Source organism: Sulfitobacter donghicola DSW-25 = KCTC 12864 = JCM 14565 (genome assembly GCF_000622405.1).
Lineage (GTDB): Bacteria > Pseudomonadota > Alphaproteobacteria > Rhodobacterales > Rhodobacteraceae > Sulfitobacter > Sulfitobacter donghicola.
Genome location: NZ_JASF01000005.1, coordinates 611765 through 635157 on the forward strand (window position 1 = coordinate 611765; position 23393 = coordinate 635157).

Annotated in this window: 27 protein-coding genes; 18 read left to right on the forward strand and 9 right to left on the reverse strand. The window is 55.5% G+C overall.

Translation table 11 applies throughout. The features are described from left to right. Positions 1–42 precede the first annotated feature (42 nt). Both Z948_RS0103975 and Z948_RS0103980 read right to left on the reverse strand, forming a co-directional pair. The gene (locus Z948_RS0103975) at positions 43–1728 is read right to left on the reverse strand and encodes a KpsE/RkpR family capsule polysaccharide export protein (protein ID WP_025058279.1); all 1686 of its coding nucleotides are present in this window, start codon (positions 1726–1728) and stop codon (positions 43–45) included. After that, on the reverse strand, positions 1706–2365 hold the full coding sequence (locus tag Z948_RS0103980) for an ABC transporter ATP-binding protein (RefSeq protein WP_025058280.1): 660 nt from the start codon (positions 2363–2365) through the stop codon (positions 1706–1708). The genes Z948_RS0103975 and Z948_RS0103980 overlap by 23 nt, the downstream gene beginning before the upstream one ends. 216 nt (positions 2366–2581) lie before the next feature. Between Z948_RS0103980 and Z948_RS0103985 the strand changes: the two genes are divergently transcribed. The 7 genes from Z948_RS0103985 to Z948_RS0104015 all read left to right on the forward strand — a co-directional run bounded on the left by Z948_RS0103985 (position 2582) and on the right by Z948_RS0104015 (position 7487). Next, a complete protein-coding gene (locus tag Z948_RS0103985; protein WP_025058281.1) occupies positions 2582–2998 on the forward strand; it encodes a VOC family protein in 417 nt (138 codons plus the stop codon). A 64-nt stretch (positions 2999–3062) separates the two neighbouring features. Next, positions 3063–3644: a uracil-DNA glycosylase family protein gene (locus Z948_RS0103990; protein ID WP_025058282.1), complete on the forward strand. Its 582-nt coding sequence runs from the start codon at positions 3063–3065 to the stop codon at positions 3642–3644. Further along, positions 3645–4430, forward strand: coding sequence for an SseB family protein (locus Z948_RS0103995; protein ID WP_025058283.1), 786 nt, complete (start codon positions 3645–3647; stop codon positions 4428–4430). A gap of 127 nt (positions 4431–4557) precedes the next feature. Then, positions 4558–5082 (forward strand): YHS domain-containing (seleno)protein, encoded by a 525-nt coding sequence (locus tag Z948_RS0104000; protein ID WP_025058284.1) that lies wholly within the window; start codon positions 4558–4560, stop codon positions 5080–5082. 3 nt (positions 5083–5085) lie between these two features. Next, complete coding sequence (locus Z948_RS0104005; protein WP_025058285.1) at positions 5086–5565, forward strand: rhodanese-like domain-containing protein; 480 nt, start codon at positions 5086–5088, stop codon at positions 5563–5565. A 39-nt stretch (positions 5566–5604) separates the two neighbouring features. After that, positions 5605–6975, forward strand: coding sequence for a 30S ribosomal protein S12 methylthiotransferase RimO (rimO, locus tag Z948_RS0104010; RefSeq protein ID WP_025058286.1), 1371 nt, complete (start codon positions 5605–5607; stop codon positions 6973–6975). 155 nt (positions 6976–7130) lie between these two features. Then, positions 7131–7487 (forward strand): hypothetical protein, encoded by a 357-nt coding sequence (locus tag Z948_RS0104015; protein ID WP_025058287.1) that lies wholly within the window; start codon positions 7131–7133, stop codon positions 7485–7487. 16 nt (positions 7488–7503) lie between these two features. On the opposite strand, the gene Z948_RS0104020 is transcribed toward Z948_RS0104015, so the two are convergent. Then, positions 7504–7863, reverse strand: coding sequence for a YigZ family protein (locus tag Z948_RS0104020; RefSeq protein ID WP_174416575.1), 360 nt, complete (start codon positions 7861–7863; stop codon positions 7504–7506). Between the two features lie 99 nt (positions 7864–7962). Further along, the gene (locus tag Z948_RS0104025) at positions 7963–8667 is read right to left on the reverse strand and encodes a M48 family metallopeptidase (RefSeq protein ID WP_025058289.1); all 705 of its coding nucleotides are present in this window, start codon (positions 8665–8667) and stop codon (positions 7963–7965) included. A gap of 163 nt (positions 8668–8830) precedes the next feature. Here Z948_RS0104025 and Z948_RS0104030 point away from each other — a divergent pair, with 163 nt between their 5' ends. The 11 genes from Z948_RS0104030 to Z948_RS0104080 all read left to right on the forward strand — a co-directional run bounded on the left by Z948_RS0104030 (position 8831) and on the right by Z948_RS0104080 (position 17939). Continuing rightward, on the forward strand, positions 8831–9061 hold the full coding sequence (locus Z948_RS0104030) for a hypothetical protein (protein WP_025058290.1): 231 nt from the start codon (positions 8831–8833) through the stop codon (positions 9059–9061). Between the two features lie 110 nt (positions 9062–9171). Continuing rightward, entirely contained in the window at positions 9172–9627 is a 456-nt protein-coding gene (locus Z948_RS0104035; protein ID WP_025058291.1) for a universal stress protein, read from the forward strand. Between the two features lie 91 nt (positions 9628–9718). Further along, complete coding sequence (locus Z948_RS0104040; protein WP_025058292.1) at positions 9719–10279, forward strand: NifU family protein; 561 nt, start codon at positions 9719–9721, stop codon at positions 10277–10279. A 10-nt stretch (positions 10280–10289) separates the two neighbouring features. Continuing rightward, entirely contained in the window at positions 10290–10895 is a 606-nt protein-coding gene (gene tsaB / locus Z948_RS0104045; RefSeq protein WP_025058293.1) for a tRNA (adenosine(37)-N6)-threonylcarbamoyltransferase complex dimerization subunit type 1 TsaB, read from the forward strand. Next, positions 10892–11308, forward strand: a complete 417-nt coding sequence (locus Z948_RS0104050) for a GNAT family N-acetyltransferase (protein ID WP_025058294.1) — start codon at positions 10892–10894, stop codon at positions 11306–11308. Before tsaB ends, Z948_RS0104050 begins: the two co-directional genes overlap by 4 nt. 147 nt (positions 11309–11455) lie before the next feature. After that, complete coding sequence (locus Z948_RS0104055; RefSeq protein ID WP_025058295.1) at positions 11456–12460, forward strand: BMP family lipoprotein; 1005 nt, start codon at positions 11456–11458, stop codon at positions 12458–12460. A 99-nt stretch (positions 12461–12559) separates the two neighbouring features. Then, positions 12560–14104, forward strand: coding sequence for an ABC transporter ATP-binding protein (locus Z948_RS0104060; RefSeq protein ID WP_025058296.1), 1545 nt, complete (start codon positions 12560–12562; stop codon positions 14102–14104). Between the two features lie 3 nt (positions 14105–14107). Then, a complete protein-coding gene (locus tag Z948_RS0104065) occupies positions 14108–15202 on the forward strand; it encodes an ABC transporter permease (protein ID WP_025058297.1) in 1095 nt (364 codons plus the stop codon). Positions 15203–15211: 9 nt separating this feature from the next. Then, entirely contained in the window at positions 15212–16177 is a 966-nt protein-coding gene (locus tag Z948_RS0104070) for an ABC transporter permease (RefSeq protein ID WP_425427147.1), read from the forward strand. A gap of 86 nt (positions 16178–16263) precedes the next feature. After that, positions 16264–17175, forward strand: coding sequence for a sulfite exporter TauE/SafE family protein (locus Z948_RS0104075; protein ID WP_025058299.1), 912 nt, complete (start codon positions 16264–16266; stop codon positions 17173–17175). Then, positions 17175–17939: a TIGR02186 family protein gene (locus Z948_RS0104080; protein WP_025058300.1), complete on the forward strand. Its 765-nt coding sequence runs from the start codon at positions 17175–17177 to the stop codon at positions 17937–17939. Before Z948_RS0104075 ends, Z948_RS0104080 begins: the two co-directional genes overlap by 1 nt. Here the strand turns inward: Z948_RS0104080 and Z948_RS0104085 are convergent. The 5 genes from Z948_RS0104085 to ccrA form a co-directional block, all read right to left on the reverse strand. Beyond that, the gene (locus Z948_RS0104085) at positions 17936–18634 is read right to left on the reverse strand and encodes an SDR family oxidoreductase (protein ID WP_025058301.1); all 699 of its coding nucleotides are present in this window, start codon (positions 18632–18634) and stop codon (positions 17936–17938) included. The two genes, Z948_RS0104080 and Z948_RS0104085, sit on opposite strands and share 4 nt — an antisense overlap. A gap of 2 nt (positions 18635–18636) precedes the next feature. After that, the gene (locus tag Z948_RS0104090) at positions 18637–20166 is read right to left on the reverse strand and encodes an ATP-dependent DNA helicase (RefSeq protein ID WP_025058302.1); all 1530 of its coding nucleotides are present in this window, start codon (positions 20164–20166) and stop codon (positions 18637–18639) included. Between the two features lie 42 nt (positions 20167–20208). Further along, positions 20209–20844, reverse strand: coding sequence for an acyl-homoserine-lactone synthase (locus tag Z948_RS0104095; RefSeq protein WP_025058303.1), 636 nt, complete (start codon positions 20842–20844; stop codon positions 20209–20211). A gap of 110 nt (positions 20845–20954) precedes the next feature. Further along, a complete protein-coding gene (locus tag Z948_RS0104100) occupies positions 20955–21677 on the reverse strand; it encodes a helix-turn-helix transcriptional regulator (protein WP_037951649.1) in 723 nt (240 codons plus the stop codon). A gap of 368 nt (positions 21678–22045) precedes the next feature. After that, positions 22046–23326 carry a crotonyl-CoA carboxylase/reductase gene (ccrA, locus tag Z948_RS0104105; RefSeq protein WP_025058305.1) on the reverse strand — a complete coding sequence of 427 codons (1281 nt, stop codon included), beginning with the start codon at positions 23324–23326 and terminating at the stop codon, positions 22046–22048. Positions 23327–23393: the final 67 nt, after the last annotated feature.

Below are 23393 nucleotides of genomic sequence, written 5' to 3' on the forward strand. Positions count from 1 at the left end.
CCCGCAAGATTGCTCTTGCGGGCCTTTTTTCGTGCAACCCCTTTATGAGGTAACTTGTTCCCTCAAGATCGAGGATGTCAGGGAGAGCATCAGATAGATGCCGCCAAAGATCAGGAAGGCCAAAATGGTATTCTCAAACTTGCGCGGATAGCTAGGCTCTTCACTTGGAACAGGGCGAACCGCAACGGTGAGGTAACGCACCTGACGGCTGGCCTCGGTGCGGGCTTGCTCTAGCCCCGTTTGCGCCAATTGCAGGTTTGTATCTGCATTGACCAGATCAGCCTGCGCCAACTGCAAGCTAACAGCCTGCTGCGCCAAAGAGTTGTTGCCCTCGGTCGCGTTGTTCATCCGATCGTTCAGCTGTGCCAACGCCGCCTCTAATCTGCGCACATCACCCTGCGCACCTTCGACTTTCGCACGGTTTGGACGGGCGTTGTCCAATAGGGCCGCAAGCTCCAGCTGTTTTTCGATCAACAAGGTTTCGTAGTTGGTGATCTGCGTTCGAATAGCTGCGATCACAGCTTCCGGATCCACGCCGTTTTCCACCTGAAGCTCGATCAACCTTTGTTGGGCGTCGCGGCGCGCTTGGGTTGCTTTTTCAAACCCGATTTGGGCATCGCGCATCCCGTCTTCGCGTTTGGCTTGGCTCAAATGGTTCACACGATCCTCTGCGTATTGCAGCAAACGCTCCGAGAAAGTCGTCGCTGTTTGCGGGTCCGCAGCAATCACTTCCATCCGGATAACCCCTTCAGTCGGATCATAGCCAATTTTGATGTTCTTTTTGTAAAGCTTGTAAGCTTCTTCATTTGTCGGGTCTTCTGTCAGACGCTGGATCGCATCCACATCGCCCCCGGAAAAATGCTCCTTAAAACCTGCATCCTCGTCCAGCCGCAGCATCGCATCCTTGGACTGAAGATAGGCCTGCGTTGCGATACTATCGGCCGAGTTGGCAAATTGTGTCGGGAGGAGCCCGCCAAACGGGCTTGCCCCGCCGCCGCCTTCGTTCTGGATGATCAGGAACTGGCTGTCGGTCGCGTACATTGGCGTTGCGATCTTGTAGAAATAATACCCAGCAAAGAATGTGGGGATCAGCACGAAAAACGCCAATCGAACGATGAGCAAGCCCATCTTTTTGCGCCGACGGCGGGTGATGTCTTTTTGGATGTCCGATATTTCGCGCATCCGGCGTTCCATCGGGCTGACCTCGGTTGAAGGCAGTTTCTCGCCGCCGACAGGAACCGTTTGGGGTAATTGAACACGGTCCGCACCCGCGCCCCCCTTCTGGCCCGGAATTTCGGCCAACGCATTCCCTGGGCCGCCTTCATGTTGGGCGCCCCCCGCCTGAGGCACCACAAGCTCCAGCATGTTTGAGCGTTGAAACGGATCAATTCCCTTTTCACGCAGCAACCGAACCGCATCAAAATCCGACGTCGCAGGCAGCCCGTGTTTTTGCGCAACGCGGCGCGCCATACGCAATTGGCGGCCTGTCAGACCTTCGCGGCGGATGGCGTCCATATCCGTTTCACCCCTGACTTGCTGGGGCGAGGAAACTTCACCGCTTTGCGGTTGCGGCTGATCTGCCTTGGCTGCAGCATTTGCGCGCGCAGGGTCCTGCACCGTCACCGGATCCGCCTTTGCCCCAGCAGCGGGTTTGGGCGCATCACCTTCGGTGGCGCCATTTGCACTACGCTTGACGCGAAATTTTCTAGCTTTTGGTTTGGTAGTCATACAACTGTTTCGCTTCTTCCAAGCTGTCAAAAACGTTCAACTGGCCATTCGTCAGAACAGCGGCAGTGCGCGCGAATTTTTCTAGCGTTTCGGCCTGATGCGATACGATCACAATGGTCGTAGTGCGCAGGCGCTCTTGCAGGATTTCACCTGCTTTTCGGTTAAATTCCACATCCGTCGTAGAGGGCATGCCTTCGTCGATGAGATACATATCGAAATCCAGCGCCAACATCAGCGCAAAGGAAAATCGTGCCCGCATCCCCGCAGAATAGGTTCCCAAAGGTTGGTCGAAATATTCGCCCAAGCCACACAGCCAGCGGCAGAAACTTTCGACATAGTCGGGGTCCAGCCCATAGAGGCGTGCAATGTATCGCGCGTTTTCCATGGCGGATACTTTGCCAACAACTCCGCCCATAAACCCAAGGGGAAAAGAGATGTTGCAACCGCGCACAATCTCGCCCTCATCCGGCTTTTCCAGCCCGGCCATCATATTGATCAGCGTGGTTTTGCCGGTGCCGTTAGGTGCCAGAATGCCCATCGATTTTCCCAGATCAACGCGAAAAGACACCTGATCAAGAATGACCTTGTGTTGCGTGCCAGTCCAGAAGGACTTGGAAACATTACGAAATTCCAGCATTGCGCGCCTGCTCCGGTTCGGCTTGCGGGTTAAGTTATCGCCTCTCTTACGGAGGTTATGACCCTGTCTATCTGTGGATTTTGACCATATTATGTCCGATTAGGAAACAAATGTACAATAACACCTAAGGGGAAACATGGCCGTGTTCCGCCTGTTTGACATGAACCAACCCCGTAGCAACTATCGCTATAACAGAACCTAAAAGAGACATTATAAATGATCGCCTATGTAACTGTCGGTGCTGATGACATCCCCCGCGCAAAGCGGTTTTATTCTGCCTTCCTTCCCGCACTTGGGTATCACCTCACTGAAGGGTCGGAAGGGCTGAGCTATGCCCTCCCCGTTCCAGAGGGGCAACGCCCTGTTTTACCTGACTTTTACGTCAAACCGACGTTCGACAAACAGCCAGCAACAGCTGGAAACGGCAGCATGGTTGCCTTTGAGGCACCCAGCCAAAGCCAAGTGCGTGCGCTTCATGCAGCAGCCTTGCACGCAGGCGGCAGCGACGAAGGCCAACCCGGCTTTCGCGCAGACTATGGCCCCCATTTCTATGTCAGCTATTTGCGCGACCCACAGGGCAACAAAATCGCTCTTTTCTCCAGTGATCCGAACGAGCCCAGCCGAGACGGGTAATCAACCACATCAACTTCGCGGCACCACGCTAGCGACTTCTTTCTCTGATCTGTAATAAAACCCCATGACCGATATCCGCCCCGCCCTGCGCGACTGCAAAATTTGTTCCCAGCGTTTTGCAGCCACGGCAACGGCCCATCACCCAAACCCTGTCGTTTGGTTCCAACCCCAAGCACGGATGTTAATCGCTGGCCAAGCGCCGGGGATGAAGGTTCATAAATCGGGCAGGCCCTTCACCGATCCGTCAGGAGATCGCCTCAGGTCTTGGCTGGGTCTGAGTGACGAAGCATTCTATGACCGTGATCGCGTTGCGATCCTGCCCATGGCGTTTTGTTTTCCCGGTTATAATGCCAAAGGCAGCGACCTGCCCCCGCCGCCCGTTTGTGCAAAAACATGGCGCGGTGATGCGTTAGCCATGATGCCGAATATCCGCCTTAAGATCCTGATCGGTGGCCATGCGATGAAATATCATCTGCCCGATTTCACAACAGTTACCCAAGCAGTGGCAGATTGGCAGAACCACCCACAGGGCGTCTTTGCCTTGCCACACCCCTCTTGGCGCAATACGGGTTGGCTCAGGAAAAATCCGTGGTTCGAAGCAGAGGTCATCCCGCGCCTTCAGGCCGCTGTAAAAGAGGTAATGTAAATGGAACCGACACCGCTGGACATAGCCCACGCCACAATGAGCGACGCGCCCGATGACGATACAGCCCGCCTGCGGTTTTATGAACGTATCGCGGATGCCGAACTATACCTGCTGCTTGAGGCCGAGCCGGTGGATGATCAGATCAACCCACAGATATTGGACCGCAACGGAGAGCAATACCTGCTGGCCTTTGATCGCGCGCAGCGATTGGCAGAATATGCAGGCGATGCGGCGGCCTATGTGGCGCTATCAGGGCGCAACGTTGCTGCCATGCTCGAAGGGCAGCCCTTTGGCATTGCGCTAAACGTCGATGTCGCGCCCTCGGCGATCCTGCTGCCTGATACCGCCGTTGCATGGTTGCGCGAAACGCTGACCCATGAGGCAGCAGAGGTCGAAGCCAAAATCGAAAGCGTCCTCCCCCCCAAGGGCCTACCTGAAAGCTTGATCGAAGCGATTGATGCAAAACTGGCCACCGCAACCGGCATGGCTGCGAATGCGTGGTTAGTGGGTGTGCAATATAGTGGCGGCGGACGGGGTCACTTGCTGGCCTTTGTTGATGCCATTCCACGTGCCCAAGACGCTTTGGTGCGCGCCGCCTCCGAGGCGCTGACCTTTTCAGGTATCGAAGCGGGCGCGATGGATGTCGGATTCTTTAATCACGCCGATCCGACTGTAACAAAACTGATGCGCGTGGGTCTGCGTTTTGACCTGCCACAGATGGAGACATTACAAAAAACACCCCGAATGCCGGGTAGTGACCCGAATGATCCCCCGATTCTGAAATAATCAGAGACTTTTACATAGTTTTCCTCACGCAAACGCGAGTTCACGCAGTTGCGATATGCAATTCTAACCAACCCTCCCTAATTTAATCAGCACAGGCCGATAAAGCCTTTAATCAGGAGAGATCATTATGAACCGTTTCGCCCTCACAATTGCCGCTGCAGCGACCACGCTCAGCTTTGTTAGCGCCGCTTTCGCAGGTGACCAATTTGTAGATGAAACTGGCTTTGCCGTTTCTGGATATGATGTTGTTGCCTATTTCTCACTTCCGCAGAACGCACTGGGTCAACAGCAGACAGCGCCGGTTGAGGGCAACAAATCCATCACTGCCGAACATAACGGCGCGACATTTGCCTTTTCCACCGAAGCAAACCGCGAAGCGTTCTTGGCCAACCCCACAAAATACGCGCCACAATATGATGGACACTGTGCCTATGGCGTCGCCAAGGGCGGCAAAGTTCCGGGCAACCCAACGTTGTGGCGCATCGTTGATGACAAATTGTACCTCAACATCACCAAAAACGTTGTCGGCTTCTGGGAAGAAGACATCCCAGGCAACATTGAGCTTTCCACTGAGAATTGGCCTAGCCTTGACCCCAAACCAGCATCTGACAGAACCATTCCCCAATGGTCCTCTGCAGCGCCTAAAGGCTAAGTCATGACGTCGGGTATCCCCTCACCCGATGGTCGGCAGCCCCGCCACGTATTAGCGCGGCGGGGTGTGCTCGTTGGGGCATTGGCATTGGGCGGCGTTGCAGCTGCGCGGTGGTTCAATGTAACCGGCACCATCGACGAAGATTCGCTGAGCGTTCAGGACGCGCATGCCGCTGCGATCAGCGGTGCAGTGACGTTGATTGATATTCGCCGCCCCGATGAATGGGAAAACAGTGGTATCGGTGAAGGCGCCGTTCCCATAGACATGCGCGATCCGCAGTTCGTGAATAAATTGCTGGCGGTTGAGCCCGATGTAAATGCCCCGATCGCGCTGATCTGTGCGCGCGGTGTTCGCTCGCGTTATTTGGCCAAAAATCTGACCGAAGCAGGTTTCACCAATATCATCGACGTCCCCGAAGGGATGCATGGCTCTGGCGCGGGTCCGGGTTGGTTGCGCGCAGGTTTGCCAGTTACCCGTTTCTGAGCAATTGCCCAAAACCGTTTCGTGCCCTATAGCCCGAGCATGAGCACAAATCCTCCAAACCTCCGCCCCGATCTGGCCCCACGGGCCAAAATCACCTCCGCCAGCCGCCCCGGCCAGCCGACGATTGGCATGGTCAGCCTTGGGTGTCCCAAAGCTTTGGTGGATAGCGAACGCATTTTGACGCGCCTTCGGGCCGAAGGATATGCTATTTCCCCCGATTATTCTGGCGCGGATGCGGTTGTTGTGAACACCTGCGGTTTCCTCGATTCCGCCAAGGCAGAAAGCCTTGATGCCATTGGTGAGGCCTTGAATGAAAACGGGCGTGTGATTGTGACAGGGTGCTTGGGCGCCGAGCCGGACTATATCCGAGAACACCACCCAAAGATTTTGGCCGTGACGGGACCACACCAATACGAACAGGTATTGGATGCTGTGCACACGGCTGTGCCGCCTTCGCCTGATCCTTTTGTTGATCTGCTGCCCGCCTCTGGCGTTTCGCTGACGCCGCGCCACTATAGTTATCTAAAGATTTCCGAGGGCTGTAACCACAAATGTAAATTCTGCATCATTCCCGATATGCGCGGCCGCCTACAAAGCCGCCCCGCCCATGCGGTTATGCGCGAGGCGGAAAAGCTGGTTGAGAATGGCGTGAAAGAACTGTTGGTCATTTCCCAAGATACCTCGGCTTATGGCGTTGACATCAAACACGCTGAGGATCGCGGCCACCGCGCCCATATCACCGATTTGGCACGTGATCTGGGATCGCTTGGGGCGTGGGTCCGCCTGCATTATGTTTACCCCTACCCGCATGTGCGCCAGATGATCCCGCTGATGGCGGATGGCTTGGTTTTGCCATACCTCGATATCCCGTTCCAACATGCCCACCCTGATGTGTTGAAACGTATGGCGCGCCCTGCGGCGGCCTCGAAAACCTTGGATGAGATCGCCGCGTGGCGCGATATTTGCCCTGATATCACCCTGCGCTCGACCTTTATCGTCGGCTACCCTGGTGAAACCGAGGAAGAGTTCCAGACCCTTTTGGATTGGATGGACGAGGCACAATTAGACCGAGTCGGGTGTTTTCAGTATGAAAACGTCGAAGGCGCGCGCTCCAACGCTTTGCCGAACCACGTTGATGCGGATGTAAAGCAGGACCGCTGGAACCGTTTCATGGAAAAAGCCCAAGCGATTTCCGAGGCCAAACTGGAAGCCAAAGTGGGCCAGCGCATGGATGTCATCATTGATGAGATCGACGACGAAGCCGCCACCTGCCGCACAAAATCAGACGCCCCTGAAATTGACGGAAACCTCTTTATTGATGAGGATTTTCAGAACCTTACCGTTGGCGATATCGTCACGGTAGAGGTAGAAGAAGCTGGCGAATACGACCTTTGGGGTCGCGTCGTTTAACGCCTATTCTTTGCTTTTTGGCTTACTACCCCGCCGGCTCCTCCGGCGGGGCTTTTGCGTTTCGCAAATACACGAAACCAGAACAAACACGGAACACTTGATAATGTTCTGTTAATGTTCTATATATAGCCTGTCAGCACAAAAGGGAGAGTCCTATGTACACACAACCTAGTTTCCCCGATCTGTTCGATACAGCAGAGCCTGTTTTGCAAGCCGAACTACCTTTGCCGACACCGGTTCCCGCAACAGAGAAACAGATCCACTATGCGGCATCGCTGGCGGCCAAGACAAAATCGCCCTTGCCCCGCGGGATCACGCAGGATCGCGCCCGCCTGTCCAGATGGATCGACGCGCATAAACCGGCACCTAGTGCGTTTAACGATTACCCATCCTCCAAACAGGTTGGTTTTGCCGAACGGATTGCAAGGCTAAAGCGCACCCAAGTCCCGCAAGAGTGCTTTCGGGATCGTTCGTTGATGTCGCGTTGGATCGATAGCAACAAACCCCGCTAGCTGTTGTTTGTTGCGTTTAGGTAAGCGCGTCTAGATAGCTGCGCACGCATGTCTGAACATGGCGGAACCGATCGCCCCCTAGATGTTTGCCACCGTACCAGCGCGTGACGATCACCAGATGCCCGGCCAGCTCTTCGCGTTCGAGCATCCGCAAGATGACCATTCCTGCGCCGCTTTCGCCATCATCCGCCTTGAGCGGCCCATCCTCGGGCAACAAAGCCCCCCAAGTGTTATGGGTTGCCTTGGCATAGGATTTCTCGCGTTTAAGCAGCTTTAACGCCGCATCAATCTCGGCGCGGCTGGAAACAGGACAGCCCGATACGGCGTATTTGCTGCCCCGATCATTCAAAATCTGCCCCAGCTTGAGCAAGGTCATGTTCTATCTACCAGCTGTAGCGCAAGTTTTGAGTGGCGTTTCATCGCAATTTTGTCACTTACCGTTTTCCAATAACCAGCTACAACAGCAGCCCTTTGCCTATAGTCCGGCTGCTGTTTTGCGAACGATTTGGATGCGTTGTGCATTCGGCGGGTGTGTCCCTAGAAACTTATCACCCGGATCAGGAATACGCGTGAAAAACGCAGCACCGCGCAGCGGGTCATACCCTGCCCGCTTGGTAATAATTGTTCCTAGCTCATCGGCTTCCAGTTCAAAATCTTTGGAATAGCTTCTTGCGCCAACTTGCGCGCCCAACCGCTGCGCGGATTCAACAGCGCTGGCATCGCCACCGCTTAGCGTCGCAAGCCCCGCAAAGATCACCGCGCCAGCAACAGCGTTCTGCTGTTGGCGGCCGATATGTCCAGCAATATGGTGCGCCGCTTCGTGCCCCATCACAAAGGCCAGCTCGTCAACGTTTCTGGCATCTTCAATCAACGCCAAGGTAAAGGCGATGATCGGGCGGCCATTTCTGTCAACGGTTTGATAAGCGTTTTCAGGCTGATTAGGGCGGTCATCAACGACGATGTTAAAATCGCAATTTACGTTACTTGTTCTGGCGCGGCATTCCCGTTCGGCAACAGGTTCGACCGTGTTCACGACAGACACAAAATTGCGCGCCGCAGAACGCACTGCCAAAGGCTGCGAGGATGTAGAAGCGCCAAGGCTCTCGGTACTGACGGGAACGGTTTCACATGCGGCAAGGCCAAACAAAAGGCTGATCATCAAAAAGGCGCGCTTTAACATAGGGACTCGCTTCGTATTCGTTCACTCGACAGGCATCAGCTTACCATGGATCCCAGTCAGGACCAGCCTGATCACCCAAGATTGAGGAGGATCGGCGCTCTCGTGCCAAAGGACTGCCTCGTTTGTTGCTTGCGCCGCTCATTCCATCAGCTACTCTACCTTTATGTTTACCATTGAGCATGAATTTGACGCGACCGTAATCACCCTTGTCGATGAGGGTGAAACCCCCTTGCGCGAAGACGTGACCCTAAATGCATTTGCCAGCCAAATCACCATCGAACAATGGGATCCGAAAACCGACCAAGTGCGCAAAATCACGCTTTCGCCCAACCAATTGCGAGACCTAGCAGCGGCCCTAAACCTGCCCGAAGGCATCTACCACAGCGCCCCCTAGTCACGCCGATACCCCAGCATGTCGTTAGGTTACCCCCTCGCCCCCTACAAAAGACATTTGCAAGAATGCCACGCACGCGGCATGATCGCGCTGGATGTAGGGAGATTATTATGCGCAAGTTTCTTGTGGTCCTCGACGACAGTCGTGAATGCCTAAACGCAATGCGCTTTGCCGCGATGCGAGCAGCAAAAACAGGTGGCGGCGTCGAAGTCCTCGCCGTTATTCCTCCTGAAGAATTCAACCATTGGATTGGGGTTGGGGACATCATGCGCGAAGAAACGCGCGAACGGATCGAAGTCCACTATGAAGTTTATGCCAAATGGATGCGCGACCGTCAGGGCGTAGAGCCCGAGCTGGTTATCCGCGAAGGGCAACCCGTGGATGAAATCATCGCTCAGGTTGCCGAGGATGGAGAGATTGGCGTTTTGGTTTTGGGTGCCAGCACCGATGGCAAAGGTCCTGGCCCCTTGGTGACGCAGCTCACTCGAAATTCCAGCAGCCTTTCTGTTCCGATTACCATTGTTCCAGGTGACATGACAAAAGAGCGGCTAGAGGCGATCACCTAAGAGCGCGCCCAACCTTAGAACCATTCTAACATCTTGACATTTGCAGCCCGTGTCCGCATATCGAGGTGAACCCACACAGAGGTATTGCACGATGTTTATCCAAACTGAATCCACTCCAAACCCCGCAACCCTCAAGTTTCTGCCCGGTCAAACGGTTCTAGAAATGGGCACAGCCGACTTCCCAACTGCAGATACGGCAACCACATCGCCGCTGGCCCAGCGCCTGTTTGATGTTGATGGTGTTACTGGCGTTTTCTTTGGCACCGATTTTGTCACCATCACAAAAGCTGATGCCGTTGAATGGGATCACCTAAAGCCTAGCCTACTGGGCGCCATCATGGAACATTTCCAATCTGGCCAGCCTGTTATGGGCGCCGATCACACGGCAACTTCCGGCCATGCAGAGCATGACGGCGAAGATGGTGCGATTGTTGGCCAAATCAAAGAATTGCTAGATAGCCGTGTGCGCCCTGCGGTTGCGCAGGATGGCGGCGATATCACCTTCCACGGATTTGAACGCGGCGTAGTTTACCTGCACATGCAAGGCGCTTGCGCGGGCTGCCCCTCTTCAACGTTGACGTTGAAAATGGGTATTGAAAACCTTCTGCGTCATTACATCCCCGAAGTTACCGAAGTGCGCCCCGTCGCCTAAAGCAGGCACAATGTCGGCTCCGCTCATCCTATCGCTAGACACTTCCGCTGCGCATTGCGCGGCGGCTGTTCTATTGGGCGACAAAGTTTTAGCCACCCGAGAAGAACCCATGGCAAAGGGCCAAGCCGAAAGGCTGCTCGTTTTAGCACAAGAGCTGCTGACCGAGGCTGGCAAAACCTTTGACCAACTCGACGCAATTGGCGTTGGCATCGGGCCGGGGAATTTCACAGGTATCCGTATCGCCGTTTCTGCTGCACGCGGGCTTGCCATGGGCCTCGGGATTCCTGCGGTTGGTGTTTCTGCCTTTCAAGCTTTGCAATACGGCACATCCGCCCCTTGCATTTGTGCCGTCGATGGGCGCAGGGATATGGTCTTTTTGCAAGGGTTTGAGGGCGCGCCTTTCCAAGAACCAGCTTTGCACGCCCGTACGGATATTCCACCCGATGCCCGCGTCATCGGCGCGTTCGGGCAGCCCCCCGCCTATCCCGTGGCCGTTGCAATTGGCCATATTGCGGCTGAACAATACGGCACGGTTTCACAGCCCCCCGCACCGTTGTATCTGCGCCCCGCCGATGCAGCGCCTGCGCGCGATGCGCCGCCCCAAATTCTACCATGACACCCGAAGAAATGGCCCAAATTCACCACGCCGCGTTCACCCAAGAACGCGGATGGGCCGCTAACGAATTCAAAGACCTCCTCCAGCAGCGCTTTATCCAAGTTTTCAGCACGCAAGGTGGCTTTGCTTTGACCCGCAGCCTTGCTGGAGAATCAGAGCTATTGACCCTCGCGGTCGCCCCACACCACCAAAGACGCGGCATCGCCAAGGCATTGCTAACGGATTGGATCGCCGCCACCTCCGCCCATGCGGACACTGCTTTTCTGGAAGTCGCAGCGGATAATCATGCGGCAATCGCCCTTTACAAAACCTTTTCCTTTCAAAGCGCTGGGATCAGAAAAGCCTATTACAAGCGCGCAAGCGGCCCTGCTGTTGATGCGGTGCTCATGACTCGCGCATTAACGCTGGGTTAATCGGGGTTAATGCCCCCTTTCAGGTGAGAATCGGTTGACCCCAAGCCAATCGCGGCCGAGAATTTGCACCAGCGTCGCGCAAGCGCGCGATATCGGGCTGCCGATGTTCACCATTGCAGCCCCAACACAAAACACTGGGAGAGACATATGACCCTCATGACCAAATTCCTCGGCGCTGTTGCCGCAACTGCTCTTACTGCTGGCGCTGCGCTGGCCGATCCTGCGCTGATCTTTGATCTTGGCGGCAAGTTCGACAAATCCTTTAACGAAGCAGCGTTCAACGGCGCGCAGCGTTGGGCAGAAGAAACAGGCGGCAAGTTCTTTGAAATCGAACTGCAGTCCGAAGCCCAGCGTGAGCAGGCCTTGCGCCGCTTTGCCGAAACAGGCGCAAACCCTGTTATCACCACAGGTTTTGCCTTTGCTGATCCGGTTAGCAACGTTGCAGGCGACTACCCTGACACAAAATTCATCAACATCGATGGCTGGATGCCCGAGGTTCCAGCCAACGTTCAGCTGATCGGTTTCCAAGAGCACGAAGGCTCCTACCTTGTGGGTATGATGGCCGCGATGGCGTCTAAATCCGGCACTGTTGGTTTCATCGGCGGTATGGACATCCCGCTGATCCGCCACTTTGGCTGCGGCTTTGCCCAAGGTGTTAAGGCCGTGAACCCTGACGCAACGATCATCGCCAACATGACAGGCACAACCCCTGCCGCATGGAATGACCCTGTAAAAGGTTCCGAGCTGACAAAAGCGCAGATCAGCCAAGGCGCTGATGTTGTTTATGCAGCTGCTGGCGGCACAGGCGTTGGCGTTTTGCAGACCGCAGCGGATGAGGGCGTTCTGTCCATCGGTGTGGACAGCAACCAAAACCACCTGCACTCTGGCAAGGTTCTGACATCCATGCTCAAGCGCGTTGATGTGGCCGTGTATGACACCATGAAAGCTGGTGCCGATACCACAACTGGTGGCTTCACCACACTGGGTCTGGCCGAAGACGGTGTTGGCTATGCTCTGGACGAGCACAACGCGGCATTGGTCAGCGACGACATGAAAGCAGCCGTCGACGCAGCCCGCGAGAAAATCATCTCTGGTGATCTGGAAGTTGTAGCATATTACGCCAACGACAGCTGCCCAGTTCTGGATTTCTAAGCAGCGTTACACCCTCAAGATCTGAGGCCGCGTTGACACGCTCAGCGCGGCCCTTTCTATTGATTAAGACGCCCGTCCCTATTTCAAGGCACCCTTTTTATGACAAACGCCCCCGCAATTGAGCTCAAAGGCATTTCAAAAGCCTTTGGTCCTGTGCAAGCCAACAAGGACATCTCGATCCGCGTGATGCCCGGAACGATCCACGGGATCATTGGCGAAAACGGTGCGGGGAAATCGACGCTGATGTCGATCCTCTATGGGTTCTACAAGGCGGATAAGGGCGAGATTTTCATCAAGGGCACCAAAACCCAAATTCCCGATAGCCAAGCCGCGATTGCGGCAGGCATTGGCATGGTTTTCCAGCACTTTAAGCTGGTCGAGAACTTTACCGTTTTAGAAAACATCATTCTCGGCGCCGAGGATGGTCCGTGGCTAAAGCAATCCCTTTCCAAGGCGCGGCGCAGTTTGCTGGAGCTGTCCGAAGACTATGGGCTTAACGTCGATCCGGATGCCCTGATCCAAGACATCGGCGTGGGCATGCAGCAGCGTGTGGAAATCCTCAAGGCGCTGTACCGTCAGGCAGATATCCTTATTCTGGACGAACCTACCGGCGTTCTGACCCCCGCCGAGGCTGACCAGCTGTTCCGCATTCTGGATCGCCTGCGCGAAGAGGGTAAAACCATCATCCTGATCACCCATAAACTGCGTGAAATCATGGACACAACCGACACCGTTAGCGTCATGCGCCGCGGTGAGATGACTGCAACCGTCAAAACCTCCGAGACCTCCCCCGCCGAGCTGGCCGAGCTGATGGTCGGGCGCAAGGTTCTGCTGCGCGTAGACAAAAAACCCGCAACACCTGGCGACGTTATTTTAGACGTCAAAGGCCTGCGGGTGAACGACGACAAAGGTGTCGAGCGCCTCAAAGGGATCGACCTTCAGGTGCGCGCGGGTGAAGTCGTGGGCATTGCGGGGGTCGCAGGAAACGGCCAGTCAGAGCTGCTGGAGGTTTTGGGCGGCTATGCCGATGGCACGGGCAGCATCACCGTGAACGGTGAAGCACTGGACCTCACGGGTAAACACTCTGACGGCCAGTCGCGCCGCGCCCGTGGCATTGCCCATGTTCCAGAGGATCGCCAGCGCGAAGGCCTCATCATGGATTTCGCCGCGTGGGAAAACGTCGCCTTTGGCTATCACAACGATGACGCCTACCAATCTGGTATGCTGATGAACAACGCAGCGATCAAAGAAGATACCGAGGGCAAGATGGAGCGTTTTGACGTGCGCCCCCCTGACCCCAAACTGGCGGCCAAAAATTTCTCGGGCGGGAACCAGCAAAAGATCGTTCTCGCGCGCGAGATCGAGCGCAACCCAGACCTGCTGCTGATCGGCCAACCTACCCGCGGGGTCGATATCGGCGCGATCGAATTCATCCACGAACAGGTCATCGCCCTGCGCGACAAAGGCAAGGCCGTGTTGCTGGTCAGCGTCGAACTGGACGAGATCATGGCCCTATCGGACAGGATCGCCGTCATGTTTGACGGGCATATCATGGGCGAACGCCTGCCTGACCAAACCGATGAAAAAGAACTGGGGCTGTTGATGGCAGGGATCACCGACACCTCCAGCGAAGAAAAGGGATAACCCATGGATGTCATGCCTAAATGGGCCGAGGTTATCCTTGTGCCGCTCATCTCACTGATCTTGGCCGCTGTTCTATCGGCTCTTGTGATTCTCGCGATTGGCGAAGACCCAATCGCCGCGGTGAAACTGATGGTCACAGGTGCGCTCGGGTCTAGCTATGGCTGGGGCTATACGCTGTATTACGCCACGAACTTTATGTTCACGGGGCTGGCTGTTGCCATCGCGTTCCATGCGCGGCTGTTCAACATTGGTGGTGAAGGTCAGGCAGCCCTTGGGGGTTTGGGTGTGGCCCTTGCCTGTCTCTATATCCCTTGGCCACATTGGTCGCTTGCCTTGATTGGGGCTGCGGTTGCGGCGGGGCTGTTTGGCGCGGCTTGGGCAGCGATTCCTGCGTGGTTACAGGCCAAACGCGGCAGTCACATCGTGATCACGACGATCATGTTCAACTTTATCGCGGCCTCTTTGCTAAACTATGTTCTGGTGAACATCCTGCGCCCCAAAGGGTCGATGGACCCTGCCACCGCGCGCTTTCCCGAGGCGGTGCATCTGCCCACGCTACACGATATCCTCGCGCCCTTTGGTATCGCATTTTCCAAATCGGCGCCTGCGAACATCTCGTTGCTCGTCGCTATTGCTGCCTGTGTTTTCTTGTGGTTCCTGATCTGGCGCACGCGGTTGGGTTATGAAATCCGCTCCTTCGGGCATTCTGAATCTGCTGCCAAATACGCAGGCATGCCGCCTGTTAAGATCATCATGATCTCCATGATGATCTCGGGCGCGCTGGCGGGTATGATGGCGATCAACAACGTCATGGGCGAAGCGGAACGGCTGGTCCTGAACTCGGTTGAGGGGGCTGGCTTTATCGGCATCGCCGTGGCGCTGATGGGGCGTTCGCACCCCTTTGGTGTCTTCCTCGCCGCGATCCTGTTCGGGTTCTTATACCAAGGCGGCGCCGAGCTGGCCTTGTGGACCTCCATTCCACGGGAATTGATCGTCGTTATTCAGGCGCTGGTGATCCTGTTTACAGGTGCGCTCGATAATATGGTGCGGATGCCGCTGGAACGCCTGTTCCTCGCCCTGCGCAAAAAGGAGGCCTGAACCGTGGATATGTACCTCACCCTGATCCAGCTGCTGGATTCTACCGTTCGCCTTGCCACGCCATTGCTCTTGGCTTGCCTCGCGGGTTTGTACTCGGAGCGCGCGGGTATCTTTGACATCGGCCTTGAGGGCAAAATGCTGGCTTCCGCGTTTTTCTCGGCGGCGATTGCGGCGCTCACGGGGTCTGTCTGGATCGGCCTTTTGGCTGGCATCGGCGCCTCTTTGGTGCTGAGCGCCATTCACGGCATTGCATCAATCACTTTTCGCGGCAATCAGCTGATCTCGGGCGTTGCCATCAACTTCCTTGCGGCTGGGCTGACTGTTCTCGTTGCTCAGGCGTGGTTCAAACAGGGCGGTCGCACGCCATCCTTGATTGGCAATGGACGGTTTGAGCCGGTCACCCTGCCCTTTGCCGAGGCATTGCAAAATGTCCCCTTCCTAGGGCCCCTGTATTACGAGCTGATCTCGGGGCACTCGATCCTCGTCTACGTCGCTTTTGCGGCTGTTCCGTTTACGTGGTGGCTGCTGTTCCGCACGCGTTTTGGCCTGCGTCTGCGGGCGGTGGGCGAAAACCCTGCCGCGGTGGATACCGCTGGCGTTTCGGTCATTGGCCTGCGGTTTGCCGCTGTGGGGATTTGTGGCGTTCTTTGCGGTATCGCGGGCGCGTACCTTAGCACGGCCTTGCAGGCAGGTTTTGTCAAAGACATGGCCGCAGGACGTGGATTTATCGCGCTTGCCGCGTTGATCTTTGCGAAATGGCGCCCTTGGCATGCGCTTTATGCGACTTTGTTGTTTGGTCTGTTTGGCGCGCTAGAAACCCGCCCTGACGTGATCGAAACCTTAATCGGCATGAAGGCCCAAGGACAGCTGCTGGCCGCTCTTCCCTATGTCATGACCGTAATCATCCTTGCCGGATTTGTCGGCAAAGCCATTCCACCACGCGCAGGCGGAGAGCCCTATATCAAAGAAAGATAATGCCAGATCAGAATTAGCGTTAAATCCTAGGTGCTATCGTAACGGATAAACGTTGAAATCGGAAAAGGTTGAGCCTAAGGAAAACCATGCAAATTTATCTGCCAATCGCCGAAGTGTCGGTTAACGCGTTTCTCCTGCTGGGTCTTGGCGGGATTGTTGGCATTTTGTCCGGTATGTTTGGCGTTGGCGGTGGCTTTTTAATGACGCCACTGCTGTTCTTTATTGGCATCCCGCCTGCCGTTGCGGTTGCAACCGAAGCCAACCAGATCGTTGCATCCTCGTTTTCTGGCGTCCTTGCGCATTTCAAACGAAAGACGGTGGACCTCAGGATGGGCACTGTGCTGCTCATCGGCGGTTTGATCGGTGCGGCCCTTGGTGTGATGGTGTTCAACTATCTCAAGGCGCAGGGTCAGGTCGATCTGCTGGTCAAGCTTTGTTATGTTGTGTTTCTGGGCGTTATCGGCGGGCTGATGTTCTTTGAAAGCCTCAAGGCGATCCGCAATGTCAAACGCGGCAAAGCACCCGCACGCAAGAAACACAACTGGATCCACGGACTGCCTTTCAAAATGCGGTTTCGGGTTTCAGGCCTGTATATCTCGGTCATTCCGCCGCTGATCGTTGGGGTTACCGTGGGTATCTTGGCCGCTATCATGGGTGTTGGCGGCGGCTTTATCATGGTCCCTGCAATGATCTATCTGCTGGGCATGCCGACCAAAGTTGTTGTTGGCACCTCCTTGTTCCAGATTATCTTTGTGACCGCATTCACAACCATGTTGCACGCCACGACAAACTTTACCGTCGATATTGTTTTGGCGGTGCTGTTACTGGTGGGGGGCGTGATTGGCGCCCAAATCGGCACGCGTATCGGCGTAAAGATGAAGGCAGAGCAGCTGCGCATCCTTCTTGCGATTATGGTTCTGGCCGTTTGCGGCAAGCTGGCGCTCGAACTGCTTTTGCAACCTTCCGAACTCTATTCCATCGCCGAGGGAGGCCACTAATGCGCGCGCTTTTCCTTGCTTGGGCGATCATGTGTGTCGCTGCCCTGCCCGCCACCTCCGAAGAGATTGTGCTGGGCCTCAGCAGTGACACTGTTTCCATCAATACCAATTTTGACGGCTCAGAGATTTTGATCTTTGGTGCCGTAAAACGTGAAAACCCATTCCCGTCCGAGCCGCGCTTACAGGTGATCGTCACCGTTTCCGGCCCGTCTGAATCCAAAACTGTGCGCCGCAAGGAAAAACGCTTTGGCATTTGGGTGAATACCGATGCGGTCGAAATCGACCGCGCGCCGAGCTTTTATGCAGTCTCAACCAGCGCGCCTCTCGGCCAATCGCTCAGCGAAACCGAAGACGTACGCCACAGCATCTCCATTCCCCGCGCGATCCGCTCGATCGACGCGCCGGACCATGTGAGCAATAGCGAAACCTTCACCGATGCGCTGATCCGGATCAAAATGAAATCCGACCAATACCAACTGAACGAAGGAACCGTCAGCGTTGACGAGCAAACCTTGTTTCGCACTTCGGTCGCCCTGCCTGCGGCCTTGACCGAGGGGGATTATAAGACGCGTATTTTCCTGACGCGCGGGGGCGCAGTTGTGTCTCAGTATGAAACCAGCATCTATGTGCGAAAGGTTGGCCTAGAACGCTGGCTATTTACCCTAAGCCGGGAACGAGCGTTCCTTTACGGCCTCATGTCGCTGGCGATTGCCATTGCGGCTGGTTGGGGTGCGTCGGCTGTGTTTGGCCTGCTGCGCCGCTAACCACGCCCAAGGTAGGGCATCTTTGTCGCCATCACCGTCATAAATGGAATATTCGCGCCCAGCGGCAGCTGCGCCATATGTAAAACCGATGCCGCAGCATGGCCCACATCCATCGTATGCATATCAGGGTTACCCGCCTTTAGCCCCGTCACAATGGCGCTTTCTGCATTGCCGATGTCAATCTGGCCAGCCGTAATATCAAACGGGCGCCCATCCAGCGCCAGCGATTTTGTCAGCCCCGTAATCGCATGTTTGGTCGTCGTATAACAAACCGAGTTTTCACGCGGGGTATGCGCAGAAATCGAGCCGTTATTGATGATCCGCCCCCCGCGCCCATGTTGGCGCATATTTCCAAAGGCCAATCGCGCCGCGATGAACATCCCGTTCAGGTTCACGCCCATAACCTGCAGCCAATCCTCCAACGCGACTTCGTCAATCGGTTTGGAGGGGCCGAACATACCTGCGTTATTGAACAGGGCATCAACTTCGCCAAATTGGGAAAACGCGTCTTCCATGGCTTTGGCATCTGTAACATCAGCGGGCAATGCGACGGCATTGGGCTGGCCCTCTGCGATCTCTTCCAGCAGTTCACGCCGCCGCGCAACCAGCCCCACACGCCAGCCGTTTTGCAAAAACAACTCCGCCGCTGCACAACCAATCCCCGAACTGGCACCAGTGATGATAATCGATTTCACGGTCATTCCTCCTGCATCGCATCAAGGGTCAGCGCCGCCGCAGGGGCCGCGCGCAAATCATCCACGTTCAAAGGATAGGATGGCGTCGCCAATCGGTTGCGCACAACCCAGATCAGGCGATCCTGCGCGCGGGTGATCGCCACATAGGCCAGCCGCTTCCACAGAGGCTGCCCCGCCTCCATACGGCCCATACGGGCGGCTGCGTATAGATCAGGAGCAAAGACCTGCACCGTGTCCCATTGGCTCCCCTGTGCCTTGTGGATGGTCACCGCCGCCCCATGAAGGAAGGTCGCCCCCATACGAGCAGCAAAGGGGATGAACGGCTCTTCCTCATCCGGTTTTTCGATTTTAACGATGCTCGCCGCGCTCACCTGCGGGTCTTCGGCACCCATCACATGCAGCCGCGAAAACCCCGGTTTGCGGCCAGCGCCTAGATACACAACCTGCGCACCCTTAATCAGGCCGCGCGCTTCTAGATCGAGGCGCTTTTTACGGTGCTTCAGCGGCAGTTCAATACCGTCACAAATCAGCGGCTCACCTTCCAGCAGCGCATCCTCTGGCGCGCCATGCACGCGGCGAAATGCGTTGATCAAACGGATGCGCGTGGCGTTACGCCACACAAGAACAGGCGATCGCGCCATCAGGTCCACCTCAACGCGCTGCCCCCAAACCACGCGCTCATCCTTTTTAGAGGCCTCTTCTACCATCCGCTCGAAGCGTTCAAAATCTACGTCAGGGTCGGCTAATGCATGGGCCAGATCAAGGATCGGGTTGTCCGCTTCCTGCCTGAAAATCCGGTTCAGGTTCATCACCCGCTTTTCAGGCAGTTTTTCAAAAACCATCGTTCCTGATTGCCCGACAGGCGCCAACTGCGCAGGGTCACCAAACAGCAAAAGCGTTGGAAAAATCTCTTTCAAATCCGCGAATTGCTTGTCATCCAACATCGAGGATTCATCCACAAAGCCAATATCCAGCGGCTCTTCGCGGCGCTTCCACCCCGTGATGAAATCACTTCCCCTTAGGCCAGCAGCCGCCAGCGCCCCGGGAATGGATTTATTACCCTCATAGAACAAAGCAGCCCGATCCAGCGCGACCTCGGTAATGCCCTCAATTTCGGGGCGCTCCCCATTGCCCGCCAACCATTCGGCGATCCGTTCATATTCTGGATCATAGACCGGCGTGTACAAGATACGGTGGATTGTGGTCGCTGGGACGCCGCGCAGGCGCAAAACGCTTGCCGCTTTGTTCGTCGGCGCAAGGATCGCCAGCGTCCGCTTGTCTTTGCGCTTTTTGCTTTCATAATCGCCAGAGATAACCTCAACGCCCGCCTCTTCCAAAGCGCGGTAAAGTTCGGCCAGCAACAATGTCTTGCCCGACCCCGCCTTGCCGGTCACGGCCATCACCTGCGATTTGTCACCCTTGGGCGGTAAAAGAAGCGCATTATCAAGGTTAATCCCCGCCGTTTCCAACATACTGGTAACGGCGTCATGGGCGGCGGCCTGATCGTCTGAATAAATGAGGTCTGTGGTCATGGACGGACATTAGGCCCATGACCGCTAAGGTGCCAGTGCTGTTCAGGCGGTTGCTGCGAATTCAATCATTGAATCACTCCCAAACGAGCGTTCAAACCACGCGCGGCTCTGCGCTAGGGAAATGCCAGCACGGGCCGCGACGCGTTCTTGCGCCTCTGCTTCAAACTCCCACAGCCCAACGCTGATTTGTTCGCGCCCTTCGCCAATACTGCCCAGCACCTCGGGGGAAGAGCCAACACGGCTGTAAATCCGCACCATCCGTGCGTCGAACACACCCACAAAATGCTGCACGCCAAAACCATTCATCAACTCGCCGCCGCCCAACATCAAGGCGGCAGCGACGTTCGGCCCTTGGCCCGGCGCCATACAAAAACGGGTGCATTCCCAAATATTTGGGCTACAGATCGGGGAAGACGTCAAATGGCTGAAATGATCATTCACCATGACAGGGCCTGTCGTCGGCAAAAAGCGGGTCGAGCCCCCGTGCCCCCCTTCCGCAGTTTCCCAAATGACATAAAGCGGGTTCATCGCGTCATATTCATCACGCTCGCGCCCGTGTTCATCCACCGAAACATCCCACCCAAGGCGGGTTTTGAATTGGTCTGCCCGATGCGCAAACATCTCCTCGGCTAAACGTGGAAATTTGTCTAGTTGATCAGCATAAACATAACGTAGCATTTGATAGCTCCCCGTAGCATCCGATTGATGCCAAAGATGTAGCCCAAGCTTGGTTAACCACCGTCAAATATAGCGTTCGCTAGATCCAATTTTACGCAACAACCACATCATCACACCACGATCAGGCCACGGCTCAGGGCGCGCGCAACGGCATGGGTCGTATTCAATGCGCCCAATTTAAACCGAGCACTTTCAATATAAACGCGCAATGTATGTTCTGAAATCGCCAACGAATTTGCCACCTGCGCACGGCTATAGCCGATCGCCAAAAGGGTCATGGCATCCACTTCGCGCGGCGAAAGCGGTTGTGGTTGCTCAGGCTGACGCCCTGGTTCAAACTCCAACGCCTTTTCGTTAAAATAATGCGCGATCAGGATCAAATCGCGGCGGTTGTCCTGCGTGAACTTGGCCCATTCATCGTCTTCACAACTGTGGTTGACCGTGAACATGGCAAACTGCCCATTTGGCCCACGGATCGGGATCGAAAAACCCTGATTTCCAACGCCATACTCTGCTGAAACCTTCAGGAACTCTCGTGCAGCCTTGCTAGACCACTCCAACCTTTTCCAATCGACGGGATGGAACCGCTGGAAACAGCCCTGAACAACCGGATCGATCCTTAGATAGTTTTCCTCGATGTACTTTTGTTGCCACGCGTCAGAGTAGGTTCCACACCCGTATTGGTCACCGTTTGAGTCCACCCAATGGTAGACCAGATGATCAATCGCATAGTATTCTTTTAGCGCCTCCGAGACGCCCTGCATCCCTTCAAGCGTGCCCACCTGTTCCAAGTCGGACAGGATGCTTTCCAATTTCGTGTGTTTCCCCAGCATGTCCGCGTCTTGCAGACCTCTCGTCCCTTGAGGCGAACTCGGCCGCAGCTATCAACGCGGTATCGTCAAGCTGTTCTGCTAGCAGCGGCAGATCATTCGCTTGGGCGAAACTACGTAAATCGGCAAGAACGTCTATAATCCAATCACTTCTCATCCCGATTTTCCCTCTCAAATAGTTAACAAACCGTTAATAAAAGCATAGCACGGCATGGTTCCGTCGCGATATTCACGTATTTCCACTCCCCAGAAATGGGGAGGGCCGAATTTGCAAGCTATTGATCCTACTAAACCGGCCCCGAAACGAAAAACAGCCCGCGAACCATCTAGTGATTCGCGGGCCATCAGATAGGACAAAGCCTAGGAAAAGGTTACTTGCGGGCCTCCAAAGCATCCTCAAGCGTGCGCAAACCTGTCTTTGGCGCCTGCACCAAAACAGACATGTTGCCTGGCTTGTGCTCGTTGCGCAGCATCTTCATGTGCGCTTCTGGCAGATCGTTCCACGCGAATACTTCAGACATGCACGGATCCAGACGACGTTCGATCATCAGCTTGTTCGCCGCTGACGCCTGCTTGAGATGGGCAAAGTGTGACCCCTGCAAACGCTTCTGGTGCATCCACATATAGCGCACGTCAAAGGTACAGTTGAAACCAGAGGTCCCCGCACAGATCACAACCATGCCGCCCTTTTTCACAACTAGGCTAGAAACAGGGAAGGTGCTTTCGCCTGGGTGTTCAAACACCATATCGACGCTCACGCCTTTGCCTGTGATGTCCCAGATCGCCTTGCCGAACTTACGCGCAGCTTTCAGCCACGTGTTATATTCAGGCGTGTTCACTGTGGGCAGCTGGCCCCAGCAATCAAAGTCTTTGCGGTTCAGAACGCCCTTGGCGCCCAGACCCATCACAAAATCACGCTTGCTCTCGTCCGAGATAACGCCAATCGCGTTTGCACCCGCTGTGTTGATCAACTGGATCGCATAAGAGCCCAGACCACCGGACGCACCCCAAACCAGAACGTTCTGGCCTGGCTTCAGATCGTGTGGCTCATGGCCGAACAACATGCGGTAAGCAGTGGCAAGCGTCAGCGTGTAACAAGCGCTTTCTTCCCAAGTCAGGTGCTTGGGGCGCGGCATCAACTGCTGGCTTTGAACCCGTGTGAACTGGCTAAAGGACCCATCAGGTGTCTCATAACCCCAGATGCGCTGGGACGGAGAGTACATCGGATCGCCACCGTTACACTCTTCATCATCACCGTCATCTTGGTTGCAATGGATGACAACTTCGTCGCCCACTTTCCAGCGCGTCACACGATCACCAACGGCCCATACGATACCCGAAGCATCGGAACCCGCGATGTGGTAGGGCTGCTTGTGGCCATCAAAAGGGCTGATCGGCTGACCAAGAGCCGCCCAAACACCGTTATAGTTCACACCAGCGGCCATCACGAGAACCAAAACATCTTGGCTGTCTAGCTTTGGAATATCGACAACCTCTTCCAGCATCGCCTTATCCGGCTCGCCGTGACGCTCTTGGCGAATAGCCCAAGAATACATTTTCTTTGGGACATAGCCCATTGGGGGCATTTCGCCCATTTCATACAGGTCCTTCTCAGGTGCCTCGTAGTGCGCGATTGTCGTCTCTTGTGCCATGTTACCTCCTGCGAAATTACAAAGTGCCGCAGTGCAGAATCGCGGCGTCCTCAAGAGTGAGTAAGCA